Here is a 26,403-nt window from a genome sequence, read left to right as displayed (position 1 = left end):
TGTCATTGGTTTCGTCGCAGCGCATCGCCGGCGTCGAAAAACGCGCCGTCACCCGGTCGCCGGACCGCTCTGCCGAATTGAATGTGTGCTTGTCCCCGAGTTGGGAGGCGGCGACTTATCCCAAATCCGGGAACAGGGGAACCCTCATTCGCGCGAAAAACGTCAATCCTTGCGGAAAACGATGCGTCCGAGCCAGCCGGTGAGCATGGCAAGGGACACGGCGAACACGCCGTAGAGGAAGGAATAGTCGTGCGCGACGCGGAAGATCGACTGTTCGAAACCGGACTTGCGGATTTCGAGCTGGGCCGAGCTCTCCTTCACGAACATGCCGCTCTTGAACAGGAAGGCGCGTGCCTTATGGGTGCCGACCGGGATGTTGGGCGCGAGCCGGACGGTGGCGCGGAACAGGTTCTGCGACAGGAACTGGACGCCCCCGACATTCTCGCTGTAAAGGCCGGTCGCCGTCTTGCGCTCGCGAAGTGCCGAGGTGAATTCCTCGATCGTGATCGGGCTGTCGCTGGGCTCGGCCGGTTGCATGTAGAGGTTCGAAGCGCCGAGCGACAGCTGCTTGTAGCTGTTCGGCTCGGTGATGTCCTGCAGCGGGCGGGTCGTCGCCACCGAGTAGGATACCGGCACGTTCTCGAAAGTCTCCGATTCCAGATTGATCCAGACGCCGAGCACCCTGTCCTTGCGGCGCACGACGACAGGGCGGGCGGGACCCTCCAGCACGACGATGACATCGTAGCGTCCCTGGCGCGCGATCAGCGGATCGGGATTTTCGAGCGAGCCGAAAATGGTGAGGTCAGCGCCGGAAAACCCGGCGGTAATCGAAATGGCGTCGGTCGACAGGCCGATCTGGATGCTTTCCGTCGCCGGCGTCTGTGCCGCCGCCGGCAGTGCTGCGGCAGCGAGCGACAGGATGGCGGCTGCGAACGCTCTCAACGGCCCCATCAGGTCAGGCCCGCGAGCGAATAGCGATTGGGAGGCGTCACGAAGAGGTCGATGGCCAGACGGATGGCGACGGCCAGAACCAACAGCGCCAGAAGCGCCCGCAACTGCTCGCCCCGCAGCCGCTGGCCCGCTTTGGCGCCATATTGCGCGCCGGCAACGCCGCCCGCCATCAGCAGGAAGGCCAGGATCACGTCGACCGTCTGGTTCGTCGTGGCATGCACCAGCGTGGTGTAGGCCGAGGTGAAGATGATCTGGAACAGCGAGGTGCCGATAACGACGTTGGTCGGCACCTTGAGCAGGTAGATCAGCGCCGGCACCATGATGAAGCCGCCGCCGACGCCCATGATCGACGACAGGAAGCCGATTGCCGCGCCGAGGCCGAGCACCGGGACGATGCTGACGAACAGCTTCGAGGCGCGGAAGCGCATCTTGAACGGCAGCCGGTGGATCCAGTTGTGCTGGCCGGATTTCTTCAGCACCGGCGCCGCGCCGCTGCGCGAGGCGCGCAGCGCGTTGACGCTCTCGACCAGCATCAGCCCGCCAACGGTGCCGAGCAGCGCGACGTAGAGCAGCGAAATGAAGAGGTCCAATTGGCCGAGCCGGCGCAGCAGCGCAAAGACATAGATGCCGGCGGTCGAGCCGACAATGCCGCCGGCCAGAAGCACTCCGCCGAGCTTGAAGTCGAGCGTGCCGCGCTTGAAGTGCGACAGCGCGCCGGAGAAGGAGGAGGCTATGACCTGGTTGGCCCCCGTGGCCACCGCGATCGCCGGCGGGATGTTGTAGAAGATCAGGAGCGGCGTGATCAGGAAGCCGCCGCCGACCCCGAACATGCCCGACAGGAAACCCACCGCCGCGCCCATCGCGAGCAGCACGAACACGTTGACGGAAATTTCCGCGATCGGGAGATAGATGCCCACCCGTCTGTCTCGATCAGTTTGCCTGTCGGCGAATGCCGCCGTCCCCGGCAGTTTCGCACCGAAAAGCCAATTTTTTCTTGCGCGGCGCGGCGCCGGGGTCAAACCCCGGCGCCGCGCCGAAACGAAAACCGTCTCAATCAGTTAACAGGCAAATCTGTGGCAAGCCGTCGCGGAAGCGACGCGCCTGCCGTTATTTGTGCGCAAGCAGCGCCTTGACGAGCGGCGCGTCGATCTCGCCGGTCGGCTTCATCTTGTTGTCGGTCTGAAAGGCCATGATCGCGTTCTTGGTCTTGTCGCCCATAACGCCGTCGGCGCCGCCGGCATCATAGCCGTTCTTATTGAGGATCAGCTGGATGTTCTTCACCGCCTTCTTCATGTCGATGCCGGCGGTGGTCTGCGGCGTGCTGTCCTGCCAGGATTCCGGAATGTCGGCCGAGTTGCTGGCCGCGTTGAGCGGCTTGGCCTTCCACAGGTCCGTGGCGGCGCGCGCCCGCTCGAGCTGCTCGGGCCTGAGCGCATTGGCGATCTCGTCGCGTTTGGCCGCAGCGTCCTTGTCGCCGGTCTTGGCGACGAGAGCGAACCATTTGTAGGATTCCTCCAGGTTCTGCTTCATGCCGACGCCCTTGGCCGAAAGGATGCCGAGATTGAACTGGCTGTCCTTGACGCCGAGGTCGGCCGCCTCCTGGAACCAGTGCGCCGCCGACTCATTGTCGGTCACGCCGTCCGCCGCCATCGCGAACAGAACCGCCAGATTGTGCATGGCGCTGGCGTTGCCCTGTTCCGCCGCGAGTTGGTAATAGGTCTTGGCTTTCTTGATGTCGCGCGCGACGCCGATGCCCTTCTCGTAAAAATTGCCGATGCGGTATTCGGCCGGTGCGAAGCCCAGTTCGGCGGATTTCTCATACCATTTGGCGGCCGCCGCCATGTCTTCCTTGACGCCGCGCGATTCCGCGTAGCGCGAGCCGATCTCGAACAGCGCCTTGGCGTCACCGCCGGCGGCCGCGTCGTGCAGCGCCACCGGACCGATATCGGCCGGGACATCGATCTTGGTGGCCGAACTTGCCGTCTGGCCGCCGCCCGGCGAGACGGTGCCCGTGGTATCGGCGGACGTGGTTGACGGCGTGCCGGCCGAGGAAGCACCGGCTGCGGCGGCACCGGGCATTGCTGTGCTCGCCGGCGGCGGGCCGATGGTGGGTTGCGCGTCGCCGTCCGTGTCCATGGCAGGCCCGTTCGCAGCCGGAGAGACTGGCTCCGACGGTGTCGCCGAAGCCATCGGCGCGGGCCGGGCTGGCGCGGACGGAGTCGCCGGAGCAGGCGCCGGTTCGGCTGGCGCCGCGGCCGCGGGTATTTCGGGTGCGGATGGCTGAAAGGCGGCCTGTGGCGTTGGATCGTCCTTCGACGGCTCGGCCTGCCTGACGGCACGCGTCGGCGCGCTCTCGGGCTTCGCAGTGCCCGTGTCGGGCTTGGGTGTGCTGACATCGAGCGAGGCGGTTTCGACCGATTGGGTGGAGACCATCGGCGCGACGTCGTTGCTGGCGACCGGCGCGGGGTCGGAGAAGAAGGCCTTGCCGAGCTGCAGGCCGGCCAGTGCCATCATGATCGCGGCCGCCGCCATCAGGATGGGCTTCCGCCGCGCCTTGAGCAGATCGCCGATTCTGAGCGCCTTCACCGGGCCGGTCATCGTCGACTGCCGCTTCAGCGCGTCGGCTTCCGCGGCGGCGGCCTGCGCCGCGCGGCGGGCGGCCGCGATGAAATCGGATTTGGCGGCATCTGTCTCGCTGCGCTTGGCCGGCTGACCGCCGCGCTCGTCGCGCACGCGCTTCATGATGGCGTTGAGGTCCGGCGCGCCGGAACCAGGTTCGAGCGGCCGGTTGGCGGCTCTCGGATCGAGCGGTTCGTCGATGTCGACGGTCGGAACGTCGCCGGCCGGTGCCGAGCCGGCAAGCGGCGGCGTGTCCTCGTTCTTCTTGCCCTTGAAGGCACGCGCCAGTCCGCTGAACATCGACTTCTTGCGGCCGGTGGTCTCAGCCTTCTCGCCAATTTCGTCCGATCCGAGCGCAGCCATTGCGGCGGCGGCCGCGGCCTCGGCGGGCGTGCGAGCGGCAGCTTCGCCGCGCATTACAGGTTCGCCACGCGTAACAGATTCGCCACGGGTAACAGGTTCGCTACGCGTAACAGGTTCGCCCGGTGCAGCCGGCTCGTTTCGCGAAACCGGATCGTGGCGCAGGATGGAGGCGGCGCGCGCATCGAGATCGGCGATGTCTCCGGTCAGTGGCAGCGGCTGGTCGATATCCATCGACGGCGCGTCCTGGACGGCGATCTTGCCGGTGCGGGCGGCCCGCTTGCCGCCCGGCTGCGGGTCGATCAGTTCGCTGACCGCTTCACTGGGACCTTCGGCCTCCAGCGAGCCGAGCCGGTCGACGATCTTGAGCAGCGTGTCGTGGATCGCCTCGAACGTGCGCGAATTGCGCTCGTCGGAACGGCGGGTGAGCGCTTCGAGCGTCTTCAGGTCCTGCGCGAGCCCGCTCACGGCGGCTGCGTTGGAAGCAGCCGTGCCGGAACTCGATTCGCCCAGCGACCGCACGGCGTTCTCCGCAGCCTCGCGCGCGACGGTGAGGATGGAATCGCGCGTGCCGGCCAGCGACTTCTCGATCTCGTCGAGGCGAGGGCTGATGTCCTCGAAATCGGGAAGCGGTGCGCTCGGCTTCGAAAGATGCGCCGAAAGGGCGGTCACCTGCGACTCAAGGCTGCGGATCAGTGCCGGATCAATGCCGGCGACCTGCGCGGCGGAGGATTCCAGCCGGCTGGAGATGTCCTCGAGCCGGCTTTCCAGGCCACGGATCGCCATCTCGTTGGCGGGATCGGGCGCGCGCGTCTCGATGCGCTTGGCAAGCGCGGTGAAGCGGGCGTCGATCGCCTCCATGATGCCAGCGCCGTCGTCCTGCCGCATGCGCTGGTCGAGCCTGTCGGCGACTTCGTCCAGCCGCCGCTCGAGTTCGCGGAACAGCAGGTTGCTCTGCTCGATGGCATCACCCTGGCGGCGCTCGAGGAGCGTGGACAGCGCGTCGAAGCGCTGCTCCAGGCCCTGGAAGATGTGGTCGGCGTCGGGCATCGCCGGCGCGCGGTCTATCTTGTCGGTGATCAAAGCAATCTGCTTGCCGAGACGCTCCATCGCCTGCTCCGGCAGATGGGCGCGCCCGGCGAGCTCGTCCACACGGCTGGACAGAAGGTTGAGGCGGTCGATGACCTCGGCGCCGGGACGCGACTGCGCGACCTCCTCGATCTGCTCCGCCAGCGAGGCGATCCGTTTCTCGATTCGCCCGAAGGTTTCCGGATCGAAGGCATTGGCCTGCGCGGCCACCGTCGAGGCGACGATGGCGCGCGAGATCTCGTCCAGCCGCTCGTCGATCATGGCAAGCGTCTCGCCGCCGCGCATCGTTTGCTGGCTGGCGAAACGGTCGACCGCTCCGGCGAGGGTGCGCACCTTTTCCTCCAGCGAGGCGAGCGACAGCGATTGCGGCAGGTTGTTGACCGCGCTGCTGATCTGTTCGAGGCGGTCGGTCAGCGCCGAAAGGTTGGGACCCTCGGCGCGCTGGCGCTGGTCGGCGTCGACGCGATCCTCGAAGGCGCTCCAGCGGCGATCGAAATCGTCCCAGCGGCGGTCGACGGCCTGCACGCTTTGGTCGACGGCCCGCACGCTTTCCTCGCGCGCCAGCGTGTCGAGCGCCGCCTTGACCTGCTCCAACTCCAGCCGCAGCAGGTTGACGCTGCGATCGTCGCTTTTTTCGGCAAGCGTGTGGATGGCGCCGGAAAGCCGTTCGAACTCGAGGCCGAGCTCGGCGCTGTTCTTGTCGGCGGGGGCACCATGCTGGCTCGCCGCCTGCATGGCGCGATCGATATCCTGACGCAGCGCGTCGAATTCGCGCTGCAGGCCGGCGGTCATCTGATGGCGCAACTCCTCGCGGAGTCCGCGCAATTCGACCGCGATCTTGCCAACCATCGCGACGCCGTCTTCCTGTCCGCGCACCCGGTCGATGTCGCGGGCAATGGCCTGATAATTGGGGCCGAAGTCGGAAGCTGCGGCCGCCGGGTTCTGCGGCCCGCGGTTTTGCGGTCCGCGATTTTGGTCCCTCTGCGTGGTGTAGGGTTCCTCGTACCAGCGGGGCGAACCATAAGGCTGCGCGGCCGCATAGCGCGGCTCGGGAGCCGGCCGCCGCGGATCGGGGCGCTCGGGCGTGTCGCTGCGCGTCCGCTCCAGCCGCTGCTCCAGCGTTTCGAGCGAGCGGCTCAGATCCTCCAGCGAGGTCTGCGACCGGCGCTGCCTACCGGCGTTGAGTGTATCGAGATAGGACCGCTTGCTGTTCATCGATGCGCCCGTGTTCAGAATGACCGGCTGAGACCGGTTTCCCAGAGTCTGCCGGGAACGAAGGCGTCCGCGCGGTTTTGCTGCGGAGGAAGACGGGCTTCCCGGGTTTCTCACCCACGCTTCGAAAACCGTGAAAAATTCGCTACAGGATAAACACGGGTGACCGACATGCGCACATTTCGCCCAACGTGGTAAACAAGGCGTTAACCAAGCTTAAGAAGTGGCGCATAATCCTGCCCCGCCCGGTGGCATCCGAGTGCGGCATAAAGCTCTGTTTCCGACAACGCCCTTGCGTCAGGTGCCGGCTGTCGGTATAGAATTGACGTAAACGTAAAAGGTGCGAAGCCGTGCCTCTTGCGATTGAATTGTCGAAACCACGATTGGAAGCACGCCCCCGCTTCCACTCAGGCGACGTTTTGGTCCGTGACCGCGACGCCATCAGGGGAAAGCCAGTGACCATGAAACTTGTTTCGCCCGGCGAAGCCGCGGCCAATAGCAATCACATATCGGTCGAGACCGACGAAGAATTCGTCCGTATCGGCGAGATGGCCAAGAAGTACGGCGTGACCTTGCGCACGCTGCGATTCTACGAGGACAAGGGCCTGCTCAATCCGAAGCGCGACGGCTCGACCCGTCTCTACACGCGCCGCGACAAGGCCCGGCTGAAGCTGATCCTGCTCGGCCGCAAGGTCGGTTTCTCGCTGCGGGACGTCAAGCAGATGATGGATCTTTACGATCCGACCGGATCCAACACCAAGCAGTTGCGGCTGGCGCTCGACAAGTCCGAGAAGCAGCTTGCCCGCTTGCAGAAGCAGCGCGCGCTGATCGATGAGGCTATCAGCGACCTGAGCAATTCGATGGCGATCGTTCGCCAGATGCTGGCCGAGCGGGCCGCGCCGCAGGCAAGCGCCGCCGGCTGATCTCACGCTAACGGCATAGCCTAGGATAGAGAAAGCCGCGTGGCTGCAGCCGCGCGGCTTTTTTGTTGCCTTGGAGCGAGCGCTAATCAAAAATTTCGGGCTGCGACGAAGTTGACGTTTACGCAAACGTCAATATTTGCTATCGGGGGCATCGACATTGGCTCGGCCTCCCATCCACATCCGGATCGGAAACTTGCTGGCCGGCCGGGACCGCAAGGGTGGAGGAAGGCATGACGATCTACAGGGCGCCCGTCCAGGACACGCTGTTCGTGCTCAACGACGTGCTCGGCTACCAGCGCTATTCTAATCTTCCGGGCTTCTCGGACGCTACGCCGGACGTCGTCGAGGCGATCCTTGCCGAAGGCGCCAAGCTAGCCGAAAACGTTATGCATCCGCTGAACCGGGTCGGCGATATGGAAGGCTGCGTGCGCCATGAAGACGGTAGCGTGACCACGCCCAAGGGATTCAAGGACGCTTTCAGCCAGTATCGCGAGGGCGGCTGGATGGGCCTAGCGGCACCGGCCGAGTTCGGTGGCCAGGGTCTGCCCTATACAGTCCACACCGCGGTCTCCGAATACATGGTGTCCGCCAATATGGCGCTGATGATGTATCCCGGCCTCACGCAGGGCGCGATCGCGGCCATTGTCACCCATGGCACGGACGAGCAGAAGGCCACCTGGTTGCCCAGGCTGATCGAGGGCGCCTGGACCGGCACCATGAATCTCACCGAGCCGCATTGCGGCACCGATCTCGGCCTGCTGCGCACCAAGGCGGTGCCCAATGGCGACGGCACCTACAGGATTTCCGGCCAGAAGATATTCATCTCCGCCGGCGAGCACGACATGGCCGACAACATCGTCCATCTGGTGCTGGCCCGCGTCGAAGGGGCGCCGGAAGGCGTCAAAGGCATCTCGCTGTTCATCGTGCCGAAGTTCAAGCTCGACGACTCGGGCAATGTCAGCGCGCGCAACGCGCTCTCCTGCGGCTCGATCGAGGAGAAGATGGGCATCCACGGCAACTCGACCTGCGTCATGAACTATGACGAGGCCGAAGGCACTTTGCTCGGCGAGTTGAACGGTGGCCTGAAGGCCATGTTCACGATGATGAACGAGGCCCGCCTGGGCGTTGGTCTGCAAGGGCTCTCGGTCTCGGAGATCGCCTATCAGAACGCGGTGTCTTACGCCAAGGACCGCCTCCAGGGGCGCTCGCTGTCGGGCATCAAGGCACCGGACAAGAAGGCCGACCCGATCATCGTCCATCCCGATATCCGCCGCTCGCTGATGACCATGAAGGCGTTCAACGAGGGCGGCCGAGCGCTGGCGCTGTGGACGGCGATCAAGTCGGACGTCGCGCACCGCTCCGGTGACGAAAGGGACCGCCAGTCGGCCGACGACTACACCGGTCTGCTGACGCCGGTGGTCAAGGGCGTGCTGACTGACAAGGGCTTCGATCACGCCGTGATGGCGCAGCAGGTGTTCGGCGGCCACGGCTACATCGAAGAACACGGCATGAGCCAGTTCGTCCGCGATGCCCGCATCGCCATGATCTATGAAGGCGCCAACGGCATTCAGGCGCTTGATCTGGTCGGCCGCAAGCTGGCGCAGAATGGCGGCCGCGCCGTGCAGGCCTTCTTCAAGGAGGTCGGCGAATTCTGCGAGGAAAACCGCGCTGACGACAAGATGGCGCCCTTCACCAAGGCGCTGAAGAAGGGCCTCAACGACCTGCAGGCGGCGACCATGTGGCTGGTGCAGAATGCCATGGCCAAGCCCAACAATGCGGGCGCCGCCTCGACCGACTACATGCATCTCTTCGGCCTGGTGGCATTGGGCTACATGTGGGGCCAGATGGCCAAGGCCGCCCAAACGAAGCTCGCCGAAGGTGCCAATGGGGCCGCGTCGTTCTACGACAACAAGCTGGTGACGGCGCGCTTCTTCATGGAGCGGATCATGCCGGAGAGCGCGACGCGCCTCGCCCGCATTTCCAGTGGCGCGGATACGCTAATGGCGCTGCCGGCGGAAGCGTTCTAGAAATGCTCGGCGTCCCCCTCCCCTTGAGGGGAGGGTGGCCCGAAGGGCCGGGAGGGTCGCCCGCGACGAACTCGACGCCAATTCTGGCGACGCACCCTGGGAGAAGGACTAACACAATGCCCCGCACGCGGGTCAGTTTCGAGATGCGACAGAAAGCGTGCTCGCTTCGTCTGCACACGGCGAAGGCCGAGTCCCTGCTGTGGTACGAATTGCGCGAGCTGACGGCTGATGGCCTGAAGTTCAGGCGGCAATCGCCGATCGGCCCGTACATTGTCGATTTCGTCTGCCCGAAGGTCAAACTGATCGTCGAGGTCGACGGCGACCTGCACGAAACCGAAGCTGGCAGACGTCATGATGTGAACCGCGACGCCTATTTGCCGTCACTCGGGTATGTCGTTGTCAGGATTGATGAGCCTGATGTCATTAACAGTGCATGGCATGTGGCGCAGTTTGTTAAGGACAAGGCCGAGCACCTCATCGGCGACCCCTCCCGGCCGCTTCGCGGCCACCCTCCCTTCAAGGGGGAGGGGCACGCCGGCGCAGTGGAGGAAACAGCATGACAAATCCAGCCGAAGTTCTTGGCCTGCCGAAGCCCGCCTGGGCGGCGGACGAAGTCGGCATGCTCTACGACATGGCGAGCCGCTTCATGTCGGAGGAGATCGCGCCGCGCTACGAAGAGTTCGAGAAGAACGAGATTTTCGACCGCGAGAGCTGGCTGAAGGCGGGCGCCGGCGGCCTGCTCTGCGCCTCTATGCCGGAGAAATACGGCGGCTCCGGCGGCACCTTCGCGCATGAGAGCGCGATCATCGAGGCTATCGGCCATGTCGGGGTCGACGGCTTCGGCATCGGCCTGCACAACTCGATCGTCGCGCCATACATCCTGCATTACGGCTCCGAGGAGCAGAAAGAAAAATGGCTGCCGAAACTGGCGACCGGGGAGCTGATCGGCGCCATCGCCATGACCGAGCCGGGCGCCGGCTCCGACCTTCAGGGTGTCAAGACCCGTGCCGAGAAGGACGGCAATCACTACAAGCTCAACGGCTCCAAGACCTTCATCACCAACGGCCAGCTTGCCAACCTTATCATCGTCGTCACCAAGACCGATCCGGACAAGGGCGCCAAGGGCACCTCGCTGATCGTCATCGAGACCGACGAGGTCGAGGGCTTCGAACGCGGTCGCAACCTCGACAAAATAGGGCTCAAGGCCAACGACACCTCCGAGCTGTTCTTCAACGACGTGCGCGTGCCGACCTCCAACCTGCTCGGCCATGAGGAAGGCAAGGGCTTCGTCCAGCTGATGCAGCAATTGCCGCAGGAGCGGCTGCAGATCGGCACCGGCGCGATCGCCATGATCGAGCGGGCGCTGGCGCTGACCATCGACTACGTCAAGGAGCGCAAGGCCTTCGGCAAGGCGATCATCGATTTCCAGAACACCCAGTTCAAGCTGGCCGAGCTGAAGACCGAGGCCACGATCGGCCGCGTCTTCTACAACGACTGCGTCGCCCGCCACATCGACGGCGGCCTCGACCCGGTCACCGCCTCTATGGCCAAATACTGGCTGTCCGACCTGCAGGGCAAAGTCGTCGACGAATGCCTTCAACTGCATGGCGGCTATGGCTACATGAACGAATATCCGATCGCCCGCATGTTCCGCGACGCCCGCGTCCAGCGCATCTACGGCGGCACCAACGAGATCATGAAATTGCTGATCGGGCGCTCTCTCTGAGCGCAGCGACCGGAAAATCCAAGGAGCACGAAAATGGCCGAAGCTTACGTCTATGACGCCGTGCGCACGCCGCGCGGCAGAGGCAAGAAGGATGGCTCGCTGCACGAGGTGCCGGCGGTGCGGCTCGCAGCAAAGACGCTTGAGGCGCTGCGTGACCGCAACGCGCTCGACACCGGCACTGTCGACGACATCATCTTCGGCTGCGTCGATCCGGTCGGCGAAGCGGGCTCGGTCATTCCGCGCGCCGCCGCCTTCGAGGCCGGCTACGACACCAAGGCGCCCGGCATGCAGATATCGCGCTTCTGCGCTTCCGGACTCGATGCCATCAATTTCGGCGCCGCCAAGATCGCGCAAGGCGCGGACGAGATCGTCATTGCCGGGGGCGTAGAATCCATGTCGCGTGTCGGCATGGGCATGTCCGGCGGCGCCTGGTTCATGGACCCCTCCGTCGGCCTTCCCGGCTGGTTCGTGCCGCAGGGCATCTCGGCCGACCTGATCGCGACAAAATACGGGTTCAGCCGCGACGACGTCGACGCTTACGCCGTCGAGAGCCAGAAGCGCGCCGCCAAGGCGTGGGAGGACGGCCGCTTCAAGAATTCGGTGGTCCCGATCAAGGACCAGAACGGCCTCACCATCCTCGACCGTGACGAGCACATGCGGCCTTCGACCGACATGCAGTCGCTCGCCTCGCTCAATCCGTCCTTCGTCATGCCGGGCGAGATGGGCGGCTTCGATGCGGTGGCCGTGCAGAAGCATCCGGAAGTCGAGGAAGTGAACCACGTCCACCATGCCGGCAACTCATCCGGCATCGTCGACGGCGCCGCTGCTGTACTGCTCGGCTCCAAGAAGGCCGGCAAGGCCATGGGCTTGAAGCCCCGCGCGCGCATCCGCTCGTTCGCCAATATCGGTTCCGAGCCGGTGCTGATGCTGACCGGCCCGGTCGACGTCACCGAAAAGCTCTTGAAGCGTGCCAAGATGAAGCTGTCGGACATCGACCTGTTCGAGCTCAACGAGGCCTTCGCTTCCGTTGTGCTGCGCTATATGCAGGCCTTCGACATCCCGCATGACCAGATCAACGTCAATGGCGGCGCGATCGCCATGGGCCATCCGCTCGGCGCCACCGGCGCGATGATCTTCGGCACGGTGCTGGACGAGCTGGAGCGCCGGGACCTGAACACCGCGCTGGTCACGCTCTGCATCGGCGCCGGCATGGGCACCGCCACCATCATCGAACGCGTCTGACGGGGAGAGAAAAGATGAGCTACACCAATTTCACCCTCGACGTGGACGCCGACGGGATCGCGCTGGTCACCTGGGACATGCCGGGCCGCTCGATGAACGTCTTCACCGAAGAGGCGATGCGCGAGCTCAACGCCATCGTCGATCGTGTGGCCGACGACGCCGCCATCAAAGGCGCGGTCATCACCTCCGGCAAGGACAGCTTCTCCGGCGGTGCCGACATCACCATGCTGCAGAAGATGCTCGCCACCTTCGCCGTCGAAAAGGAGAAGGACCTCGAAAAGGCGACCAAGGCGCTGTTCGACAATGCCGGCTATATGACCGGCCTGTTCCGCAAGATCGAGACCTGCGGCAAGCCGTGGGTATCGGCGATCAACGGCACCTGCATGGGCGGCGCCTTCGAGATGTCGCTCGCCTGCCATGGCCGCGTCGCGGCCGATTCCGACAAGGTGAAGATGGCGCTCCCCGAGGTGAAGATCGGCATCTTCCCGGGCGCCGGCGGCACCCAGCGCGTGCCGCGGCTGACGGATCAGCAGCAGGCGCTGCAGATGCTGACGACCGGCCAGAATCTGACGCCGCAAAAGGCGAAGTCGATGGGCTTGATCCACGAGATCGCCGAGCCGAAGAAGCTTCTCGAGACCGCCAAGGCGATGATCAAAAACGGCCTGAAGCCGGTGGCGCCATGGGACGAAAAGGGTTTCAAGCTGCCCGGCGGTCCGATCTATTCGGCAGCCGGCGCCAATCTCTGGCCGCCGGCCATCGCCATCCTGCGCCGCGAGACCTATGGCAACTATCCGGCGGCCGCCGCGATCCTCAAATGCGTCTATGAGGGCCTGCTGGTGCCCTTCGACACCGGGCTCCGGATCGAGCAGCGCTACTTCACCGAGATCATGCAGACCAAGGAAGCGGCGGCGATGATCCGCTCGCTTTTCGTGTCGCTGCAGGAACTGAACAAGGGCGCGCGCCGCCCGACCGGCGTGCCGGACAGCAAGTTCAAGAAGATCGGCATACTCGGCGCCGGCTTCATGGGCGCCGGCATTGCCTATGTCACGGCCAGGGCCGGCATTCCGGTCGTGCTGCTCGACCGCGACATGGAGTCGGCCGAGAAGGGCAAGGCGCATTCCGACAGCCTGATTTCGGACCAGGTGAAGAAGGGCCGCGCCAAGCCCGAAGAGAAAGACAGGTTGCTGTCGCTGATCACGCCGACGGCCGACTATGCCGATCTTGCCGGCTGCGACCTTGTCGTCGAGGCGGTGTTCGAGGATTCAGGCGTGAAGAAGCTCGCCACCGAGAAAGCGGAAGCGGCGCTGAAGTCCTCGGCGATCTTTGCCTCGAACACTTCCACCATTCCGATCACCTCGCTGGCGAAGAACTCGGCGCGGCCGAAAAACTTCATCGGCATCCACTTCTTCTCGCCCGTCGACAAGATGATGCTGGTCGAGATCATCCTCGGCAAGAAGACCGGCGACAAGGCGCTCGCGGTCGCGATCGACTTCGTACGCGCCATAAAGAAGACGCCGATCGTCGTTAACGACACGCGCGGCTTCTACGTCAATCGCTGCGTGCTGCGCTATATGTCGGAAGCCTACAAGATGCTTATCGAAGGCGTCCCTGCGGCGATGATCGAGAACGCCGCCAAGGCCGCCGGCATGCCGGTCGGCCCGCTGGCGCTGACCGACGAGACGGCGATCGACCTTGCCCAGAAGATCATGAAGCAGACCATCAAGGATCTAGGCGAGAAAGCCGTCGACCCGAAGCAGATGGCGCTGATCAACACCATGGTCGACACGCATGGCCGCTTCGGCCGCAAGAACGGCAAGGGCTTCTACGACTATCCTGCCAAGCCGGCGAAGAAGAAGCTGTGGCCGGGTCTCAAGGATCTCTATCCGCAGCTGAAGCCCGAGAAGGTCGACTACGAGGAGCTCAAAGAGCGCCTGCTGGTCACCATCGCCCTGGAGGCAGTGCGCGTCATGGAGGAGGGCATCGTCACCGATCCGCGCGAGGCGGACGTCGGCTCGATCCTCGCCTTCGGCTTCGCGCCGTTCACCGGCGGCGCGCTCTCCTACATCGACGGCATCAGCGCCAAGCGTTTCGTCAAGATCGCCAAGGGCCTGCAGAAGAAATACGGGGCCGAGTTCAAGGCGCCCAAGCTTTTGCTCGACATGGCCGAGAAGGGCGAGACTTTCTACCAGCGCTTCGACCCTTACCAGAAGGGCGAGGTCAAGAAGGCCGCCTGACGAACTCCGATGTATGTCTGGGGGCGCCTCGCGCGCATGATGGCCACGGCGCGTAGCCGTGGCCCTTATCAAATCGGCGATCAGAGCCGGCTGGCCTTTCGCTGCCTGCCGACCGACATCGATTTCAACAGCCATCTCAACAATGCCCGTTACATGATGCTGGCCGATCTTGGCCGTATCGATGTTTTTCTTCGCGTCGGTCTTGTCGCGCTCGCGCGGCGGAACGGCTGGGCGCCGATGATCGGCGGGCTGCAATCGGCCTATGTGCGCGAGATCAGGCTGTGGAGCCGCTTCGAGGTGGTGTCGTCGATCGAGACCTGGGAAGGCACTTCGGTGATCGGCAAGCACCGCTTCGTCCTCGACAATGGGGAGACGGCGGCGCTGATCCTGACCACCGGCGGCGTCTATGACCGGCGCGGTGGCCGCTTTCTCGAAATTGAGGAGGTCGTCGCGGCGCTCGGCCATTCGGCGGAACCGCGCCCGCCGACCGAGCCCGAGCGGGCATTCATGATCTCGCACCGGAACCTGCGCGAAGAGGCCAAGCGGGCCTGATCGAGCAAGCGTTCAATGTTCGGCCCGGAAGGTTTTGCCCAGATCGACCGCGTCGCCAAAATAGTGCCGGAACACATAGAACAGCGGATTCCATCGCGCAGTGTCGATGTGGTTCGTTCCCGGCAAGACGATGCTGCTGTGCGCATGTACTCGCTGCACGTCTACCTCCATGATGAGGTGCGTCGAGGATGCGCCTTGCTGCTTCGCGCTGCGATGGCAGGTCAGCAGGCGTGTTTCGAACTGCAGGGGACATTCTGCGATGCGCGGCGTCAGGATCAATTCGCTGGGCTGGATCGCAAAACCGCCTAAAGCGAACTTGTCGGCCTCATGAACGAACCCCAATTCGGCCTTATGGGGTGGAACGGATTCGCACCCGTGGTGCGCGCGATCCGTTCGACATTCGCCCAGAGGCTGGCCGCGGGAAAATTGAGGGTGCATTCGCCATCCCGCAGAAGATTGATGGCGCCCTGGGTCGCCGAACTCAAGCCGAGGACCACGCATGAACCCAAGGCCCACGCGGCCGTCATCGTTTCGGGTAACCATCAGGACGACAGGCGTCCCAAAATACAGAACGGATGGGGCGATGGATTGGTGGTTCGGCAACATGAGCAGTCCTTCGTAATTCGAGGACCGCACCCTACCAAGCTTGCGCACCGAGACGTTTCGGCCGGGGTCGAACGTTGCATCGCGCACGCGGCGACATGGTCGGTGCCGGCGCCCGGCTCAGGATCGAGCCCGTCAATCTTGCGGAAGCGGCGACTTTCTCTGCAATCCGCTGTTCGCGCCGGTGGACAATTGAATGGTCGCGCGTTAGACAGCAGTGAGGCATTTTTTCCTGTTTTTCGAAGGAGAGCGGACTTGCTCTCACACGATCGCGTCTGGGCCGCAATCGATGCTCTTGCCGAACGCTATTCGCTCTCGGCTTCCGGTCTCGCCCGCCGCGCGGGCCTCGATTCGACCGCCTTCAACAAATCCAAGCGCCTGTCCTCCGACGGCCGGCCGCGCTGGCCTTCGACCGAATCGCTGGCCAAGATCATCGAGGCCACCGGCGCCTCGCTGGAAGAATTCACCGTGCTGGTTGAGGGTCACGGTGCCTCCGCCGCGCCGCCGCCGCGTATGGCCGTGCCGCTGCTTGGCTTCGCCCAGGCCGGTGCCGGCGGTTTCTTCGACGATGCCGGCTATCCCTCAGGGCAGGGCTGGGATCTGGTCGAGCTTCCGGCGCGGGCGGCGGAAACCTCCTATGCGCTGAAGGTCCAGGGCGATTCCATGCTGCCGCTCTACCGCAATGGCGACGTGCTGATCGTCGAGCCGGGCGCGCCGACGCGCAAGGGCGACCGCGTCGTCCTCAAGACCACCGCCGGCGAAGTGATGGCCAAGGTGCTCGACCGGCAGACCGCGAAGTCGGTCGTGCTGGTCTCGCTCAACCCCGCTCACCCGGACCGCGATATCCCGATGAGCGAGGTCGAGTGGGTGGCGCGGATCGTCTGGGCAAGCCAGTAGGTCCGGGCTGGTGCGGGTCCTCCATCTTGCCCTGGCGCTTGTGGCGGTTCCGGCAATGGCGGCGCTGGTCGTCGCCGGAGGCCACTCGCTGAAGGGCAGCGAAAGCGTCGTCGCGGTCGATCAGATCGATCCGGCCAGTGCACTTCCGGGGCAAGACGCCGATGTGGCGCCTCGGGAACCGATAACTGCGGAACCGGCGACGTCCGCCATTCTGGCGCCTGCCGCGCCGCAGCCGCCGAAGCCGGTGGCGCATTCGCGGGCGATCGATCCCGACGTGGTGGCGCCACCCGAAGTGCCTGCCGAGGAACTGGAACGGGTCGAGCCGCGCGCGCCGCTCAGCGATCTGGCGCTGGCCGGTCCGCCCAGGCCGCGGAAAACGAAACTGCCGGATGGCGAGGAGGGCACCAAGTTGCTCCAGCCCGTCGCCACCGCCGCCGGCCTGATCAAGGCCAAGGATTATTCCATCGCCGTGTCGGGCATCGACATCGTCAAAGAGGACGAGACCTGCAGCGACGAAGGCAAGTCATGGGACTGCGGGGTTCGCGCCAGGACGGCATTCCGCGCTTTCCTGCGTGGCCGGACCCTGGTCTGCTCAGTGCCGCCGCAAGACGGGCAGAAGGCCATAGCGGTCAAGTGCTGGGTCGGCAACAAGGATGTCGGTCTGTGGCTGGTGGAAAACGGCTGGGCCCGCGCGGCGCCACGCGGCCCCTATGTCGAGGCGGGCGACAAGGCGCGCGCGGCGAGGAAAGGCATTTTCGGCGCCGCTCCGAACCTCGGCGGCCTGCCGGCATTGCCGGCCGCCACCGGCCCGGCGCCCGCCGCGCCGAGTTCCATCCTGCCGGCGGCAGATGGCGACGTTACGCAGCCAACTGACCAGCCAGGGCCCGCTCAATGAGCGCGCGCGTCTCCGTAATGCCGTAGAGCGCCGCGAAAGAGCCGAAACGCGGCCCCCGTTCCTGTCCGATCAGCACCTGATAGATCATCTGGAAGAAGGCTACCGACACGCCGGGTCCGCCTTCCGGGCTCTGCTTGGAATGGTCCTGATACCGCTCGATCCGCCGTGCGACGTTGAGCGCCGCGTTCTGGATCGCCTCGCTGTCCGCGCCGTGCGGCAGCGCGCCGAGCGCTTCCGAAAGCTTCGCCAGCGCCTCGCGCTCCACCTCATCGGCGGCGCGATAGACCTTGGTCGGCTTCACGAAGTCGTCGAAATAGCGGATGGCATACCCGGTCAGCCGGTCGAGCTCGGGGTGCGTCTGCGGCGTCACCCCGGACGCATGGCGCGAGATGAAACCCCACAGCACCGCCTTGTCATGCGCGTTTGAGGCGCTGACCAGATTGAGCAGCAGCGCGAAGGGGACCGGCAGGTCGATGGCCGGCGGATTGCCGTCATGCATGTGCCAGACCGGGTTGCCGAGCCGCTCCTTCCACTCCTGGCGCGGATAGGCGGACAGGAAGGCGTAATATTCGTCGACCGCCTTCGGGATAACGTCGAAATAGAGCTTCTTGGCCTGCCGCGGCCGCTGGTACATGTAGAGGCCGAGGCTCTCGGTGGGCGCATAGGTCAGCCATTCGTCGATGGTGAGCCCATTGCCCTTCGACTTCGAGATCTTCTGGCCGTTCTCGTCGAGGAACAGCTCGTAGACGAAATGTTCCGGCGCGCGGCCGCCGAGGATGTTGCAGATGCGGTCGTAGATCGCCGCGTTGGTCTGGTGGTCCTTGCCGAACATTTCGAAATCGACGCCGAGCGCTGCCCAGCGCATGCCGAAATCCGGCTTCCACTGCAGCTTCACATGGCCGCCGGTGACCGGCAGCGTGGTCTCGCTGCCTTCATCGTCGAAGGTGATGGTGCCGGCCTTGGCGTCGACATGCTTCATCGGCACGTAGAGCACGCGGCCGCTTTTCGGCGAGATCGGCAGGAATGGGCTGTAGGTCGCCTGGCGCTCTTCGCCGAGCGTCGGCAGCATCACCGCCATGATCTCGTCATAGCGCTCGGCGGCGCGCAGCAGCACTTCGTCGAAGCGCCCGGACTTGTAGTATTGGGTCGCGCTGGCGAACTCATAGTCGAAGCCGAACGTGTCGAGGAAGCGGCAGAGCATTGCGTTGTTATGATCGGCGAAGCTCGCATAGTCGCCGCCGAACGGATTGGGCACCGATGTGAGCGGCTTGTGCAGGTAGGGCTCGAGCGCCGCGCGATCCGGCACGTTGTCGGGAATCTTGCGCATGCCGTCCATATCGTCGGAGAAGCACAAAAGCTTGGTCTTGACCTTGTCCCGCGTCAGCACGCGGAAGGCGTGCCGCACCATCGTGGTGCGCGCCACCTCGCCGAAGGTGCCGATATGCGGCAGGCCGGACGGGCCGTAGCCGGTCTCGAACAGGACGGTATCGGGAAAGTCCTTGTTCTTGTAGCGGGCAATGATCTTCTTGGCTTCTTCGAACGGCCATGCCTTGCTTTCGGCGGCGGCCGCAAGCATCTCGGCATTGAGATCGATGATGTTTGATCCCGTCATGTCACTTTCCAGGGTAATCTGCCGGCCAGATGTGTCGGCTTGGGCGCGCAAAGATTTTCACCCGGTCTCTAGGCGCGACGGGCCGGAGCGTCAACGATTTGCGGCGCTTTTCCTTGCGGCGCCTCACTGCCAATCCTACGTTGAAGCCTCACCATCAAGGAGTTTTGAATGCCTTTGACGCCGCACGAAGCCCTGATCTATCTCATGGTCATCACTTCGGCATCCGACCGCGACATGACCGATGTCGAACTGGCGCGGATCGGGGACGTCGTCCGTTCTTGGCCCGTGTTTGTCGATTTCAACAGCGACAGCCTGGTCGGCGTGGCTCAAGCGTGCCAGCAGGCTCTGCACGACAAGGACGGGCTGGAAGGCGTCCTCGCGCGCGTCGCCGATGCGCTGCCGGAGCGGTTGCGTGACACCGCCTATGCCGCCGCTTTCGAGGTCGCGGCAGTCGATCTCGAAATGCGCATGGAGGAGTTGAGGGTGCTGCAGCTCATCCGACGGAAGCTCGATCTCGACACGCTCACCGTGGCGGCGATCGCCCGTGCGGCGAAGGCCCGCCTGCGCACACTGACTTAGAAAAAGCTCACCGGAAAATAGCGCAGGTAGAACTCGGCGAAGGTTCCCTTGATCGAGATTTCCTGCAGCGCGTAGTCGAAGGCGGCGGCCAGCGCCGGGTCGCCCGCCCTGGTGGCGATCGCCATGCCTGAGCCCAGATATTCGGGCGCCAGATAAGGGCCGCCGGCGAAGCGGCAGCAGCCGGCGGCTTCCGAGCCGCCGAGCCAGAAGGCGAAGCGCATGCCGTCGCCGAAGGCGGCGTCGATCCTGCCGGCCTTGAGGTCCGCGTAGAGGTCCTCGGGCTTGTCGAAGGGCACGACCTGCACCGTGCTGAAATAGTCGCGCAGCATCTTCTCATGCGCCGAGCCGGCGATGACGCCCACGCGCTTGCTGCGCAGCTTGTCGAGGATCGGCTCGGTAAACGCCTTGGCCTTCGGCATGATGAAGCGCGCCGGGAACTGCAGATAGGAACGCGAGAAGGCGTATTTCTCGCGGCTTTCCGGCGTCGCCGCGATGCCGGCGATGATCGCCTCGCCTTCGCCTTTCCGCAGCGCGTCGTCGAGATCGTTCCAGGGCAGCGCCTGGATCTGACATTTCTCGACGATGCCGAGTTCGGCGCAGATCGCCCGCGCCAGGTCGATGTGGAAACCCGACAGCCGGCCGGAGCCGTCGAGGAAGTTGAAAGGCGGAAAATCGGTGGTGGTGAGGAACCTCAGCCTCGGCAACGCCGAAAGATCAGGCTTCGGCAGCCGCTCCTTGGCATCCCACAGCACCGGAACCTGCGGCTCCGCCGCGCGAGTCGCGTCGGCAAATGGCAACGCTCCGATCAGCGCCGACAGGAGGGCCAGAAATATCCATCGGAATGGCACGATAACGCTCCGCCCAATCATGTCCTTGGCTTTTCGTACGAAAACAGTGCAGGCACAATGTTTTTGATTTCAAACGGGCGAATTCGGCGTATGGTTTAGTGCGTTTGCAAGTTTCAGCGCGCGCCCGCAACAGGGGCAGGTGTCGCGAAGAAACTTGTGGTCCGGGGTTGATGGCGAAGGGTGGTTCGGGCATCTACTATCGGTACGAAAAGCAGAAGCAACATGGGGTAGATGTTGCGATGAGCATGTTCGATAGAACTCTGGAATACATCGACCAATTACAGCACGCCAACACTGCTGCGGCAGTGTGCGAGCGGCTGCTCGGCGTCACCTCGAGTTTCGGGCTGACGGCGCTGATGGCCGGAACGGTCCCGCAACCCGGCACGCCGCGCGGCCAGCAGAAGGACCATGTGCTGCTCTGCGACTGGCCGGGCGAGTGGCTGGAGCGCTATGTGGCGCGCAACTATGTCGACCATGATCCGGTCGTCAGCCACATGAAGCAATTGCAGGCCCCGTTCCAGTGGCGGGAGGCTTCCCAGGCCATCGTCATCGACAAGAGCAGCGACGAGGTCATGGGCGACGCCCGCGAGTTCAAGCTGCGCGACGGCCTCGCCTTCCCGCTGGTCACGCTCGACGGCCAGATCGTCATGGTCTCGCTGGGTGGCGAGTCCGTTGAACTGTCGGACGTCGAATTCGGAATGGTCTCGCTGGTGTCCACCTACGCCATCGGCCGCGCCATGCAGCTTCACACGATGGCCGGCAAGGTCGTCGACCACATCGAACTCACACCGCGTGAGCGCGAATGCCTGCAATGGGCAGCTGTCGGAAAGTCCGAGTGGGAAATTTCGCAGATTCTCGGCATTTCGGAGCATACCTCCGAGAAACACCTTCTCAACGCGAAGAGCAAACTGGGCGCCGCTAACCGTGTGCAGGCAGTCGCCGAGGCGATCAGGCGTGGCTATATTAGCTAAATCGGCCGTGCTGGCCCAGAAACGGTCCCATGCGCATTCGCGTAATATTTTAAGCAAGGGCGAGCGGTGTCCTTGTCTTAAGAGAGGGCTAATACTTTCTTAACGCCAAAGCAAACTGGGCGTCGCCAACCGCGTGCAGGCGGTCGCGGAGGCAGTTAGGCGCGGCTATATTGGCGGGGTCGGTCGGTGCCGACCTAAAAATTCTTGCCTACGCGATCGCGTAATATTTTCCGGAGAGCCCGGCCGTATCTTCCTCTCAAGCCCAGGAGACGGCTAATGCTTTTTTCCCTCACAACTCAGGAATTGATGGAGCGCCCCGATCTGTGGGAAGCGGTTCACCGCCTGCGCTACAAGATCTTCGTCGAGGAGATGGGCTGGACCGATCTCGACCGCCCGGACGGCCTCGAGATTGACCAATTCGATCATGACGAGGCCGAGCATCACCTCGTCATCCGCAACGGCGAGCTAGCCGGCTATCAGCGCATGCTGCCGACGACGCGGCCGCATCTACTGACTGATGTGCTGACGGACCTCTATGAGGGGACGCCGCCCTCGGGGCCGCGAGTCTGGGAGCTGACCCGCTATGCGGTGGCGCCGGGCTTCCGTGATGGCAAGCGCGGCGTCTCGACGGTCGGCACCGAGCTGATCGCAGGTTTCGTCGAATGGGGCCTCAAGCGCAACGTCAACCAGGTTATCATCGAGTTCGAACCGATGTGGGTGCTGCGCGCGCTGCAGTTGCACTTCCTGGCGACGCCGCTCGGTTACCAGCGCACCTATGGCAACCAGCAGGTGGTGGCGACGCTGCTCACCTTTTCCGAGCATACGCTGGAGGTGGTGCGCCAGCGCCGCAACCACTTCCCGCCGGTGCTGATGAGAGGCTATCCCGGCCAGCTCGGCCTCAGACAGGCTTCGTGAGGAGGTTGTCATGAGCTTCCACCCCGAACCTGAGCTGCGTGGCCACACGCTGGTCGTCACCGTATCCTCGCATGACGGCCGGCCGGTGCTGGACAGGCACGCCTATGCGAGCCTCGCCAGGACCTTCCACGAGGCCGCCGTCAACGACGAGATTCGCGTGGTCGTGCTGCGCGGCCTCGCCGGCTGCTTTTGCCTCGGCGGCGATTTCTCGGAGTTCCTCGACGCCGCCAAGCACCAGCAGCTGATTGCCGCCGTCACCGATATGTTTCGCAGGCTTGCGACCTTTCCCAAGCCGGTCCTTGCCTGCGTGGACGGGGACGCCGTCGGCGTCGGCTGCACCATCTTGTTCCACTGCGACATGGTGATCGCCTCCAGGGGCAGCACGTTCAGGGTGCCGTTCGTCGATTTCGGCCTGGTACCGGACGCGGCGACCAGCATCCTGGCACCCCAGAAGCTCGGCTATGCCGGCGCCTTCCGCTTCTTTTGCCTGGGCGACACACTGGGCGTCGACGACGCCAAGGCGCTTGGCCTTGTCGGTGAGATCGTGGAAGGCAGCGCCGAGGAAATAGCCTTGGCGCGGGCAAGGCAGCTCGCCAAGAAGCCGGTTGCCGCGCTGTTGCAGACCCGCGGCCTGCTCAAGGGGGATACGGACGTTCTGTGCGACCGCATCGACCATGAGATATCGCTGTTCCAGCAAGCGCTGCAGGACGATGCCACGCTGAAGCGTTTGCAGCGGATCGCCCGCCTCGCGGCGTGACACCTTGGTGGAAAGTCTCAGCGCCGCGTACCCGCGAAGGTGCGCGGCGCTGTAATGTTGGCCGCCGGCCGCGGGCACGGTGCAAGCTATTTCTCCAGGAACGACGGGCCTTCCCCGATGATCTTCTTGTCGGGCTTGCCGACGGCGTCGAGGTCGCGGCCGTCATAAGGCAAGGACAGAAGGATACGCTGGATCACCGCAAGCCGCGCACGGCGCTTGTCGTTGGCGCGCACGATGATCCAGGGCGCGAACTCCTTGTGAGTGCGCTCGAACATCAGGTCGCGCGCCTTGGTGTAGTCGTCCCATTTGCTGATGCCGGCGATGTCGATCGGCGAGAATTTCCAGTTCTTCAATGGCGACCAGCGGCGGTCATGGAACCGTTCGAGCTGGGTCTCGTGGCCGATGTTCAGCCAGAATTTGAACAAGTGTATGCCCTCGTTGCAGATCATGCGCTCGAAATGCGGCGTCTCGTCGAGGAATGTCGCGTGCTGCTCCGGGGTGCAGAATCCCATGACCGGCTCGACGCCGGCGCGGTTATACCAGGAGCGGTCGAAGGTGACGAACTCGCCGGAGGTCGGGAAATGGTCGACATAGCGCTGATAGTACCATTGGCCATGCTCCGTCGGCGTCGGCTTGGTCAGCGCCACGTTGCGCGCCGTGCGCGGGTTCATGTACTGCCGCAGGACGAAGATCGTGCCGCCCTTGCCGGCCGCGTCGCGCCCCTCGAACAGCGCCAACACCCGTTTGCCGGTCGCCTGCAGCCAGGCCTGCGCCTTGACCAATTCGATCTGCAGCCGCTCGAGTTCCTCGTCGTACTCTTCACCCTTCATCTTCTTGTCGTAGGGATAGCCGCCGGCGGTCAGCTTGTTGTCCTCGATCCAGTCCGGCAGCACCGGGTTGTCGATGTCGAACTCGCGTTCCTTACCGCCTATCCTCATCTTGATCGGTCCTGCGGCAGGCGCCGCGTCGGCATTTCCCTCGGCTTTTTTCATCGGGACGAACCTTTTCAGCTTGCGGACTCGTGCTATGGGAGCCTCTGAGGCGTTGCGTCCGACCGGACGCGCGGTAGCACTTTGATTTTGCGCATGAACACTCCAGAAAATCGATTCCGATTTTTGGGGGTCATGCGCAGGTCGAGTCGGCTGACCTTTCACCGACGTGAGATACGAGGCAGCGCATGGTCGATAAGGGCGCAGACCAGAAAGGCGCAACGCGGGCAGCCATAGCCCAGCTGCGGCGCAGCCGCTGGTTGCTGGCCGCGGCCCTGGTCGCGGTCCTCGGCGTCTATTGTTTCGGCGGCCTTTCGATCTTTGTGCCTCTGCTGGCCGTGGCGTTGCTGGTCGCGGCCGCAATGCTGCCGACCGCCGCCGAGCGCCAGTCAGCCGGCGGGACTGCCGCCATCGAAGTCGGCGGGTTGCAGCGGCTGTCCGGCGAATATCTGGCCGCCGCCGTTGCCGATCCGCTGATCATCTTCGACCGGACCGCCACTATCGTCCACGCCAACGCGGCCGCCTTTGCCGCCTTCGGTGGGCTGGCCCCCGGCATGTCGCTGTCGCTCAAATTCCGCGCGCCGGAAATGCAGGCTTTGCTTGACGGGATCGTCTCGGGAACTATGGCGTCAGATGTCGTCGACTACACGGAAAAGCTGCCGGTCGAGCGCACATACCGGGTGAGCGCGTCCTCGGTCGGCCATGGCACCGATCTTTACGTGCTGGTGTTCAAGGATCAGAGCGAGGCGCGCCGCATCGACCGCATGCGCGCCGACTTCATCGCCAATGCCAGCCATGAGCTGCGCACCCCGCTCGCCTCGATCGCCGGCTTCATCGAGACGTTGCGCGGGCCTGCCCGCAACGACGCGGCGGCGCGCGACCAGTTCCTGCAGATAATGCAGAACCAGACGGGCCGCATGGCGCGCCTGATCGACGACCTGTTGTCGCTGTCGCGGCTGGAGATGAAGCCCTATCTGCGGCCGGGGACCGAAGTCGACCTTCGACAGACCATCGACAGCGTCATCGACTCGCTTGCGCCGCTGGCCAACGAGAACGGCATCGCCATCGAGCGGGACTTCATCGATGGGCCGATTTCCGTGCCGGGCGACCGCGACGAGCTCTTCCAGGTTTTCGAGAACCTGCTGGAGAATGCCTGCAAATACGGCCAGTCGGGCGGACGCGTCACCGTGTCGATAGCACACGCCGAGGACGGCCACGACCCAGGCATCGACGTGACCATAAGGGACTATGGTCCAGGCATTGCCGAGGAACACATCCCCCGCATCACGGAGCGCTTCTACCGCGTCGACGTGGAAAACAGCCGGACTCAGAAAGGCACCGGCCTTGGCCTTTCGATCGTCAAGCATATATTGACACGTCATAACGCAAGGCTGTCGATCAAGTCGGAAGTCGGCAAGGGCGCGGCGTTCACGGTTCATTTGCCGGCTCAATGATCCTATATTGGTTGGCAACCGGCATTTTCTTTTTTCTGTCATCCGGCTCGCGTATCAGCGGCAGATTGAGGGAACGCACCAGCCGGCAGGAACCGAGAAGGCATATCGATGCAGTCCGTCCACATTGTCAGTGCCTATGACGAAGAACTGAAATTCCTGTCGAAGCGCATCGCCGCCATGGGCGGGCATGCCGAGCGCATGGTCGAGCAGGCTATCGCGGCCCTCGTGAACGCCGATCCGGGTTTGGCACAGAAAGTCATCCAGGACGATCTCGTTCTCGACGAGGGACAGCGCGAGATCGACGACAAGGCGATCGTCATCATCGCCAGGCGCCAGCCGATGGCGACGGACCTGCGCGAGATCGTCGGCGCCATCCGCATCTCGGCCGACATCGAGCGCGTCGGCGATCTCGGCAAGAACGTCGCCAAGCGCGTCGCGGCGGTCATTGACGGCCGCCAGCCGAGCAGCCTCTTCCGCGGCCTCAAGGCGCTAGCCGATCTGGCGTTGACGCAGCTTAAGGAAGTGCTCGACGTCTATGCCTCGCGCTCGGTCGAGAAGATCGGCTTCGTGCGCGACCGCGACGACCAGATCGACGCCATGTACACTTCGCTGTTCCGTGAACTTCTGACCTATATGATGGAAGATCCGCGCAACATCACCCCCTGCACCCACTTGCTGTTCTGCGCCAAGAACATCGAGCGGATCGGCGACCACGCCACCAACATCGCCGAAACCATCTATTACATCGTCACCGGCGACCAGATGCCGGCCGAGCGGCCGAAGGGCGACAAGACCGACCAGGTGGTGTTGCCTGGCCCAGTATCGGCCGGGTGACGCGGTATCGGCGACCCAAGATCGGCCAAGTGAAGGGGCGGCCACTCGAACGGCTTTCCAATTTAGGCTAAGCTATTCCAGGTGCAGCAGTTTTGTCAGTCGCCGTCTCGGAGG

At 64.1% G+C, this 26,403-nt stretch carries 22 protein-coding genes; 15 read left to right on the top strand and 7 right to left on the bottom strand.

All coding sequences use genetic code 11. The features are described from left to right. Positions 1 to 162: 162 nt before the first annotated feature. From P9217_RS07695 to P9217_RS07685, 3 genes are all read right to left on the bottom strand, one after another. Positions 163 to 951: a TIGR02186 family protein gene (locus P9217_RS07695; RefSeq protein ID WP_067322676.1), complete on the bottom strand. Its 789-nt coding sequence runs from the start codon at positions 949 to 951 to the stop codon at positions 163 to 165. After that, complete coding sequence (locus P9217_RS07690; protein WP_278086285.1) at positions 951 to 1,868, bottom strand: sulfite exporter TauE/SafE family protein; 918 nt, start codon at positions 1,866 to 1,868, stop codon at positions 951 to 953. The genes P9217_RS07695 and P9217_RS07690 overlap by 1 nt, the downstream gene beginning before the upstream one ends. 190 nt (positions 1,869 to 2,058) lie before the next feature. Then, positions 2,059 to 6,234, bottom strand: coding sequence for a peptidoglycan-binding protein (locus P9217_RS07685; protein WP_278086286.1), 4,176 nt, complete (start codon positions 6,232 to 6,234; stop codon positions 2,059 to 2,061). A 458-nt stretch (positions 6,235 to 6,692) separates the two neighbouring features. Here P9217_RS07685 and P9217_RS07680 point away from each other — a divergent pair, with 458 nt between their 5' ends. The 7 genes from P9217_RS07680 (at position 6,693) to P9217_RS07650 (ending at position 14,935) form a co-directional block, all read left to right on the top strand. Continuing rightward, positions 6,693 to 7,154 (top strand): MerR family DNA-binding transcriptional regulator, encoded by a 462-nt coding sequence (locus tag P9217_RS07680; RefSeq protein ID WP_082980529.1) that lies wholly within the window; start codon positions 6,693 to 6,695, stop codon positions 7,152 to 7,154. 230 nt (positions 7,155 to 7,384) lie between these two features. Continuing rightward, complete coding sequence (locus P9217_RS07675) at positions 7,385 to 9,181, top strand: acyl-CoA dehydrogenase (protein WP_278086287.1); 1,797 nt, start codon at positions 7,385 to 7,387, stop codon at positions 9,179 to 9,181. Positions 9,182 to 9,297: 116 nt separating this feature from the next. Then, positions 9,298 to 9,741 carry an endonuclease domain-containing protein gene (locus tag P9217_RS07670; RefSeq protein ID WP_278086288.1) on the top strand — a complete coding sequence of 148 codons (444 nt, stop codon included), beginning with the start codon at positions 9,298 to 9,300 and terminating at the stop codon, positions 9,739 to 9,741. After that, entirely contained in the window at positions 9,738 to 10,907 is a 1,170-nt protein-coding gene (locus P9217_RS07665; RefSeq protein WP_278086289.1) for an acyl-CoA dehydrogenase family protein, read from the top strand. The genes P9217_RS07670 and P9217_RS07665 overlap by 4 nt, the downstream gene beginning before the upstream one ends. A gap of 33 nt (positions 10,908 to 10,940) precedes the next feature. Beyond that, on the top strand, positions 10,941 to 12,149 hold the full coding sequence (locus P9217_RS07660) for an acetyl-CoA C-acetyltransferase (RefSeq protein WP_095829202.1): 1,209 nt from the start codon (positions 10,941 to 10,943) through the stop codon (positions 12,147 to 12,149). 14 nt (positions 12,150 to 12,163) lie between these two features. Next, entirely contained in the window at positions 12,164 to 14,383 is a 2,220-nt protein-coding gene (locus P9217_RS07655) for a 3-hydroxyacyl-CoA dehydrogenase NAD-binding domain-containing protein (RefSeq protein WP_127403830.1), read from the top strand. A gap of 9 nt (positions 14,384 to 14,392) precedes the next feature. After that, positions 14,393 to 14,935, top strand: a complete 543-nt coding sequence (locus tag P9217_RS07650) for a thioesterase family protein (protein WP_095829200.1) — start codon at positions 14,393 to 14,395, stop codon at positions 14,933 to 14,935. Positions 14,936 to 14,947: 12 nt separating this feature from the next. Here the strand turns inward: P9217_RS07650 and P9217_RS07645 are convergent, their stop codons facing one another. Next, a complete protein-coding gene (locus P9217_RS07645) occupies positions 14,948 to 15,541 on the bottom strand; it encodes a flavin reductase family protein (protein ID WP_245435183.1) in 594 nt (197 codons plus the stop codon). Positions 15,542 to 15,793: 252 nt separating this feature from the next. Here P9217_RS07645 and P9217_RS07640 point away from each other — a divergent pair, with 252 nt between their 5' ends. Continuing rightward, positions 15,794 to 16,435: a helix-turn-helix transcriptional regulator gene (locus tag P9217_RS07640; protein WP_278086290.1), complete on the top strand. Its 642-nt coding sequence runs from the start codon at positions 15,794 to 15,796 to the stop codon at positions 16,433 to 16,435. Between the two features lie 10 nt (positions 16,436 to 16,445). Continuing rightward, entirely contained in the window at positions 16,446 to 17,330 is an 885-nt protein-coding gene (locus P9217_RS07635) for a thermonuclease family protein (RefSeq protein ID WP_278086291.1), read from the top strand. Here the strand turns inward: P9217_RS07635 and P9217_RS07630 are convergent. Further along, positions 17,293 to 18,942, bottom strand: coding sequence for a lysine--tRNA ligase (locus P9217_RS07630; protein WP_278086292.1), 1,650 nt, complete (start codon positions 18,940 to 18,942; stop codon positions 17,293 to 17,295). The genes P9217_RS07635 and P9217_RS07630 overlap by 38 nt on opposite strands. 168 nt (positions 18,943 to 19,110) lie before the next feature. Between P9217_RS07630 and P9217_RS07625 the strand changes: the two genes are divergently transcribed. Beyond that, positions 19,111 to 19,521: a tellurite resistance TerB family protein gene (locus P9217_RS07625; protein WP_095826065.1), complete on the top strand. Its 411-nt coding sequence runs from the start codon at positions 19,111 to 19,113 to the stop codon at positions 19,519 to 19,521. On the opposite strand, the gene P9217_RS07620 is transcribed toward P9217_RS07625, so the two are convergent. After that, on the bottom strand, positions 19,518 to 20,390 hold the full coding sequence (locus tag P9217_RS07620; RefSeq protein WP_095799364.1) for a transporter substrate-binding domain-containing protein: 873 nt from the start codon (positions 20,388 to 20,390) through the stop codon (positions 19,518 to 19,520). The genes P9217_RS07625 and P9217_RS07620 overlap by 4 nt on opposite strands. Positions 20,391 to 20,608: 218 nt before the next feature. Between P9217_RS07620 and P9217_RS07615 the strand changes: the two genes are divergently transcribed. The 3 genes from P9217_RS07615 to P9217_RS07605 all read left to right on the top strand — a co-directional run bounded on the left by P9217_RS07615 (position 20,609) and on the right by P9217_RS07605 (position 23,012). After that, positions 20,609 to 21,340, top strand: coding sequence for a LuxR family transcriptional regulator (locus P9217_RS07615; protein WP_066996863.1), 732 nt, complete (start codon positions 20,609 to 20,611; stop codon positions 21,338 to 21,340). Positions 21,341 to 21,616: 276 nt separating this feature from the next. Continuing rightward, complete coding sequence (locus P9217_RS07610; protein WP_066996739.1) at positions 21,617 to 22,255, top strand: acyl-homoserine-lactone synthase; 639 nt, start codon at positions 21,617 to 21,619, stop codon at positions 22,253 to 22,255. Between the two features lie 10 nt (positions 22,256 to 22,265). Beyond that, positions 22,266 to 23,012, top strand: a complete 747-nt coding sequence (locus P9217_RS07605; RefSeq protein ID WP_127325605.1) for an enoyl-CoA hydratase-related protein — start codon at positions 22,266 to 22,268, stop codon at positions 23,010 to 23,012. An 86-nt stretch (positions 23,013 to 23,098) separates the two neighbouring features. Here P9217_RS07605 and ppk2 read toward each other — a convergent pair whose 3' ends face one another. Then, positions 23,099 to 24,004, bottom strand: a complete 906-nt coding sequence (ppk2, locus tag P9217_RS07600) for a polyphosphate kinase 2 (protein WP_127215488.1) — start codon at positions 24,002 to 24,004, stop codon at positions 23,099 to 23,101. Between the two features lie 185 nt (positions 24,005 to 24,189). On the opposite strand from ppk2, the gene P9217_RS07595 reads away from it, so the two are divergent. Both P9217_RS07595 and phoU read left to right on the top strand, forming a co-directional pair. Continuing rightward, on the top strand, positions 24,190 to 25,455 hold the full coding sequence (locus P9217_RS07595) for an ATP-binding protein (protein ID WP_127847041.1): 1,266 nt from the start codon (positions 24,190 to 24,192) through the stop codon (positions 25,453 to 25,455). A gap of 108 nt (positions 25,456 to 25,563) precedes the next feature. After that, positions 25,564 to 26,289, top strand: a complete 726-nt coding sequence (phoU, locus tag P9217_RS07590) for a phosphate signaling complex protein PhoU (RefSeq protein ID WP_067322722.1) — start codon at positions 25,564 to 25,566, stop codon at positions 26,287 to 26,289. Positions 26,290 to 26,403 lie beyond the last annotated feature (114 nt).

The sequence above is a fragment of the Mesorhizobium sp. WSM4989 genome (genome assembly GCF_029625795.1).
GTDB lineage: Bacteria > Pseudomonadota > Alphaproteobacteria > Rhizobiales > Rhizobiaceae > Mesorhizobium.
The sequence above is the reverse complement of the archived record's forward strand: the minus strand, read 5'-3'. Positions and strand labels throughout refer to the sequence as shown.

Bases quoted from the DNA above. Each gene is read 5' to 3' on its own strand.
- P9217_RS07625 (WP_095826065.1), top strand. From the start codon at position 19,111: ATGCCTTTGACGCCGCACGAAGCCCTGATCTATCTCATGGTCATCACT.
- P9217_RS07680 (WP_082980529.1), top strand. From the start codon at position 6,693: ATGAAACTTGTTTCGCCCGGCGAAGCCGCGGCCAATAGCAATCACATA.
- P9217_RS07605 (WP_127325605.1), top strand. From the start codon at position 22,266: ATGAGCTTCCACCCCGAACCTGAGCTGCGTGGCCACACGCTGGTCGTC.
- P9217_RS07655 (WP_127403830.1), top strand. From the start codon at position 12,164: ATGAGCTACACCAATTTCACCCTCGACGTGGACGCCGACGGGATCGCG.
- P9217_RS07685 (WP_278086286.1), bottom strand. From the start codon at position 6,234: ATGAACAGCAAGCGGTCCTATCTCGATACACTCAACGCCGGTAGGCAG.
- P9217_RS07595 (WP_127847041.1), top strand. From the start codon at position 24,190: ATGGTCGATAAGGGCGCAGACCAGAAAGGCGCAACGCGGGCAGCCATA.
- ppk2 (WP_127215488.1), bottom strand. From the start codon at position 24,004: ATGAAAAAAGCCGAGGGAAATGCCGACGCGGCGCCTGCCGCAGGACCG.
- P9217_RS07620 (WP_095799364.1), bottom strand. From the start codon at position 20,390: ATGATTGGGCGGAGCGTTATCGTGCCATTCCGATGGATATTTCTGGCC.
- P9217_RS07650 (WP_095829200.1), top strand. From the start codon at position 14,393: ATGTATGTCTGGGGGCGCCTCGCGCGCATGATGGCCACGGCGCGTAGC.
- P9217_RS07630 (WP_278086292.1), bottom strand. From the start codon at position 18,942: ATGACGGGATCAAACATCATCGATCTCAATGCCGAGATGCTTGCGGCC.
- P9217_RS07660 (WP_095829202.1), top strand. From the start codon at position 10,941: ATGGCCGAAGCTTACGTCTATGACGCCGTGCGCACGCCGCGCGGCAGA.
- P9217_RS07675 (WP_278086287.1), top strand. From the start codon at position 7,385: ATGACGATCTACAGGGCGCCCGTCCAGGACACGCTGTTCGTGCTCAAC.
- P9217_RS07670 (WP_278086288.1), top strand. From the start codon at position 9,298: ATGCCCCGCACGCGGGTCAGTTTCGAGATGCGACAGAAAGCGTGCTCG.
- P9217_RS07610 (WP_066996739.1), top strand. From the start codon at position 21,617: ATGCTTTTTTCCCTCACAACTCAGGAATTGATGGAGCGCCCCGATCTG.
- phoU (WP_067322722.1), top strand. From the start codon at position 25,564: ATGCAGTCCGTCCACATTGTCAGTGCCTATGACGAAGAACTGAAATTC.
- P9217_RS07645 (WP_245435183.1), bottom strand. From the start codon at position 15,541: ATGTTGCCGAACCACCAATCCATCGCCCCATCCGTTCTGTATTTTGGG.
- P9217_RS07695 (WP_067322676.1), bottom strand. From the start codon at position 951: ATGGGGCCGTTGAGAGCGTTCGCAGCCGCCATCCTGTCGCTCGCTGCC.
- P9217_RS07665 (WP_278086289.1), top strand. From the start codon at position 9,738: ATGACAAATCCAGCCGAAGTTCTTGGCCTGCCGAAGCCCGCCTGGGCG.
- P9217_RS07615 (WP_066996863.1), top strand. From the start codon at position 20,609: ATGAGCATGTTCGATAGAACTCTGGAATACATCGACCAATTACAGCAC.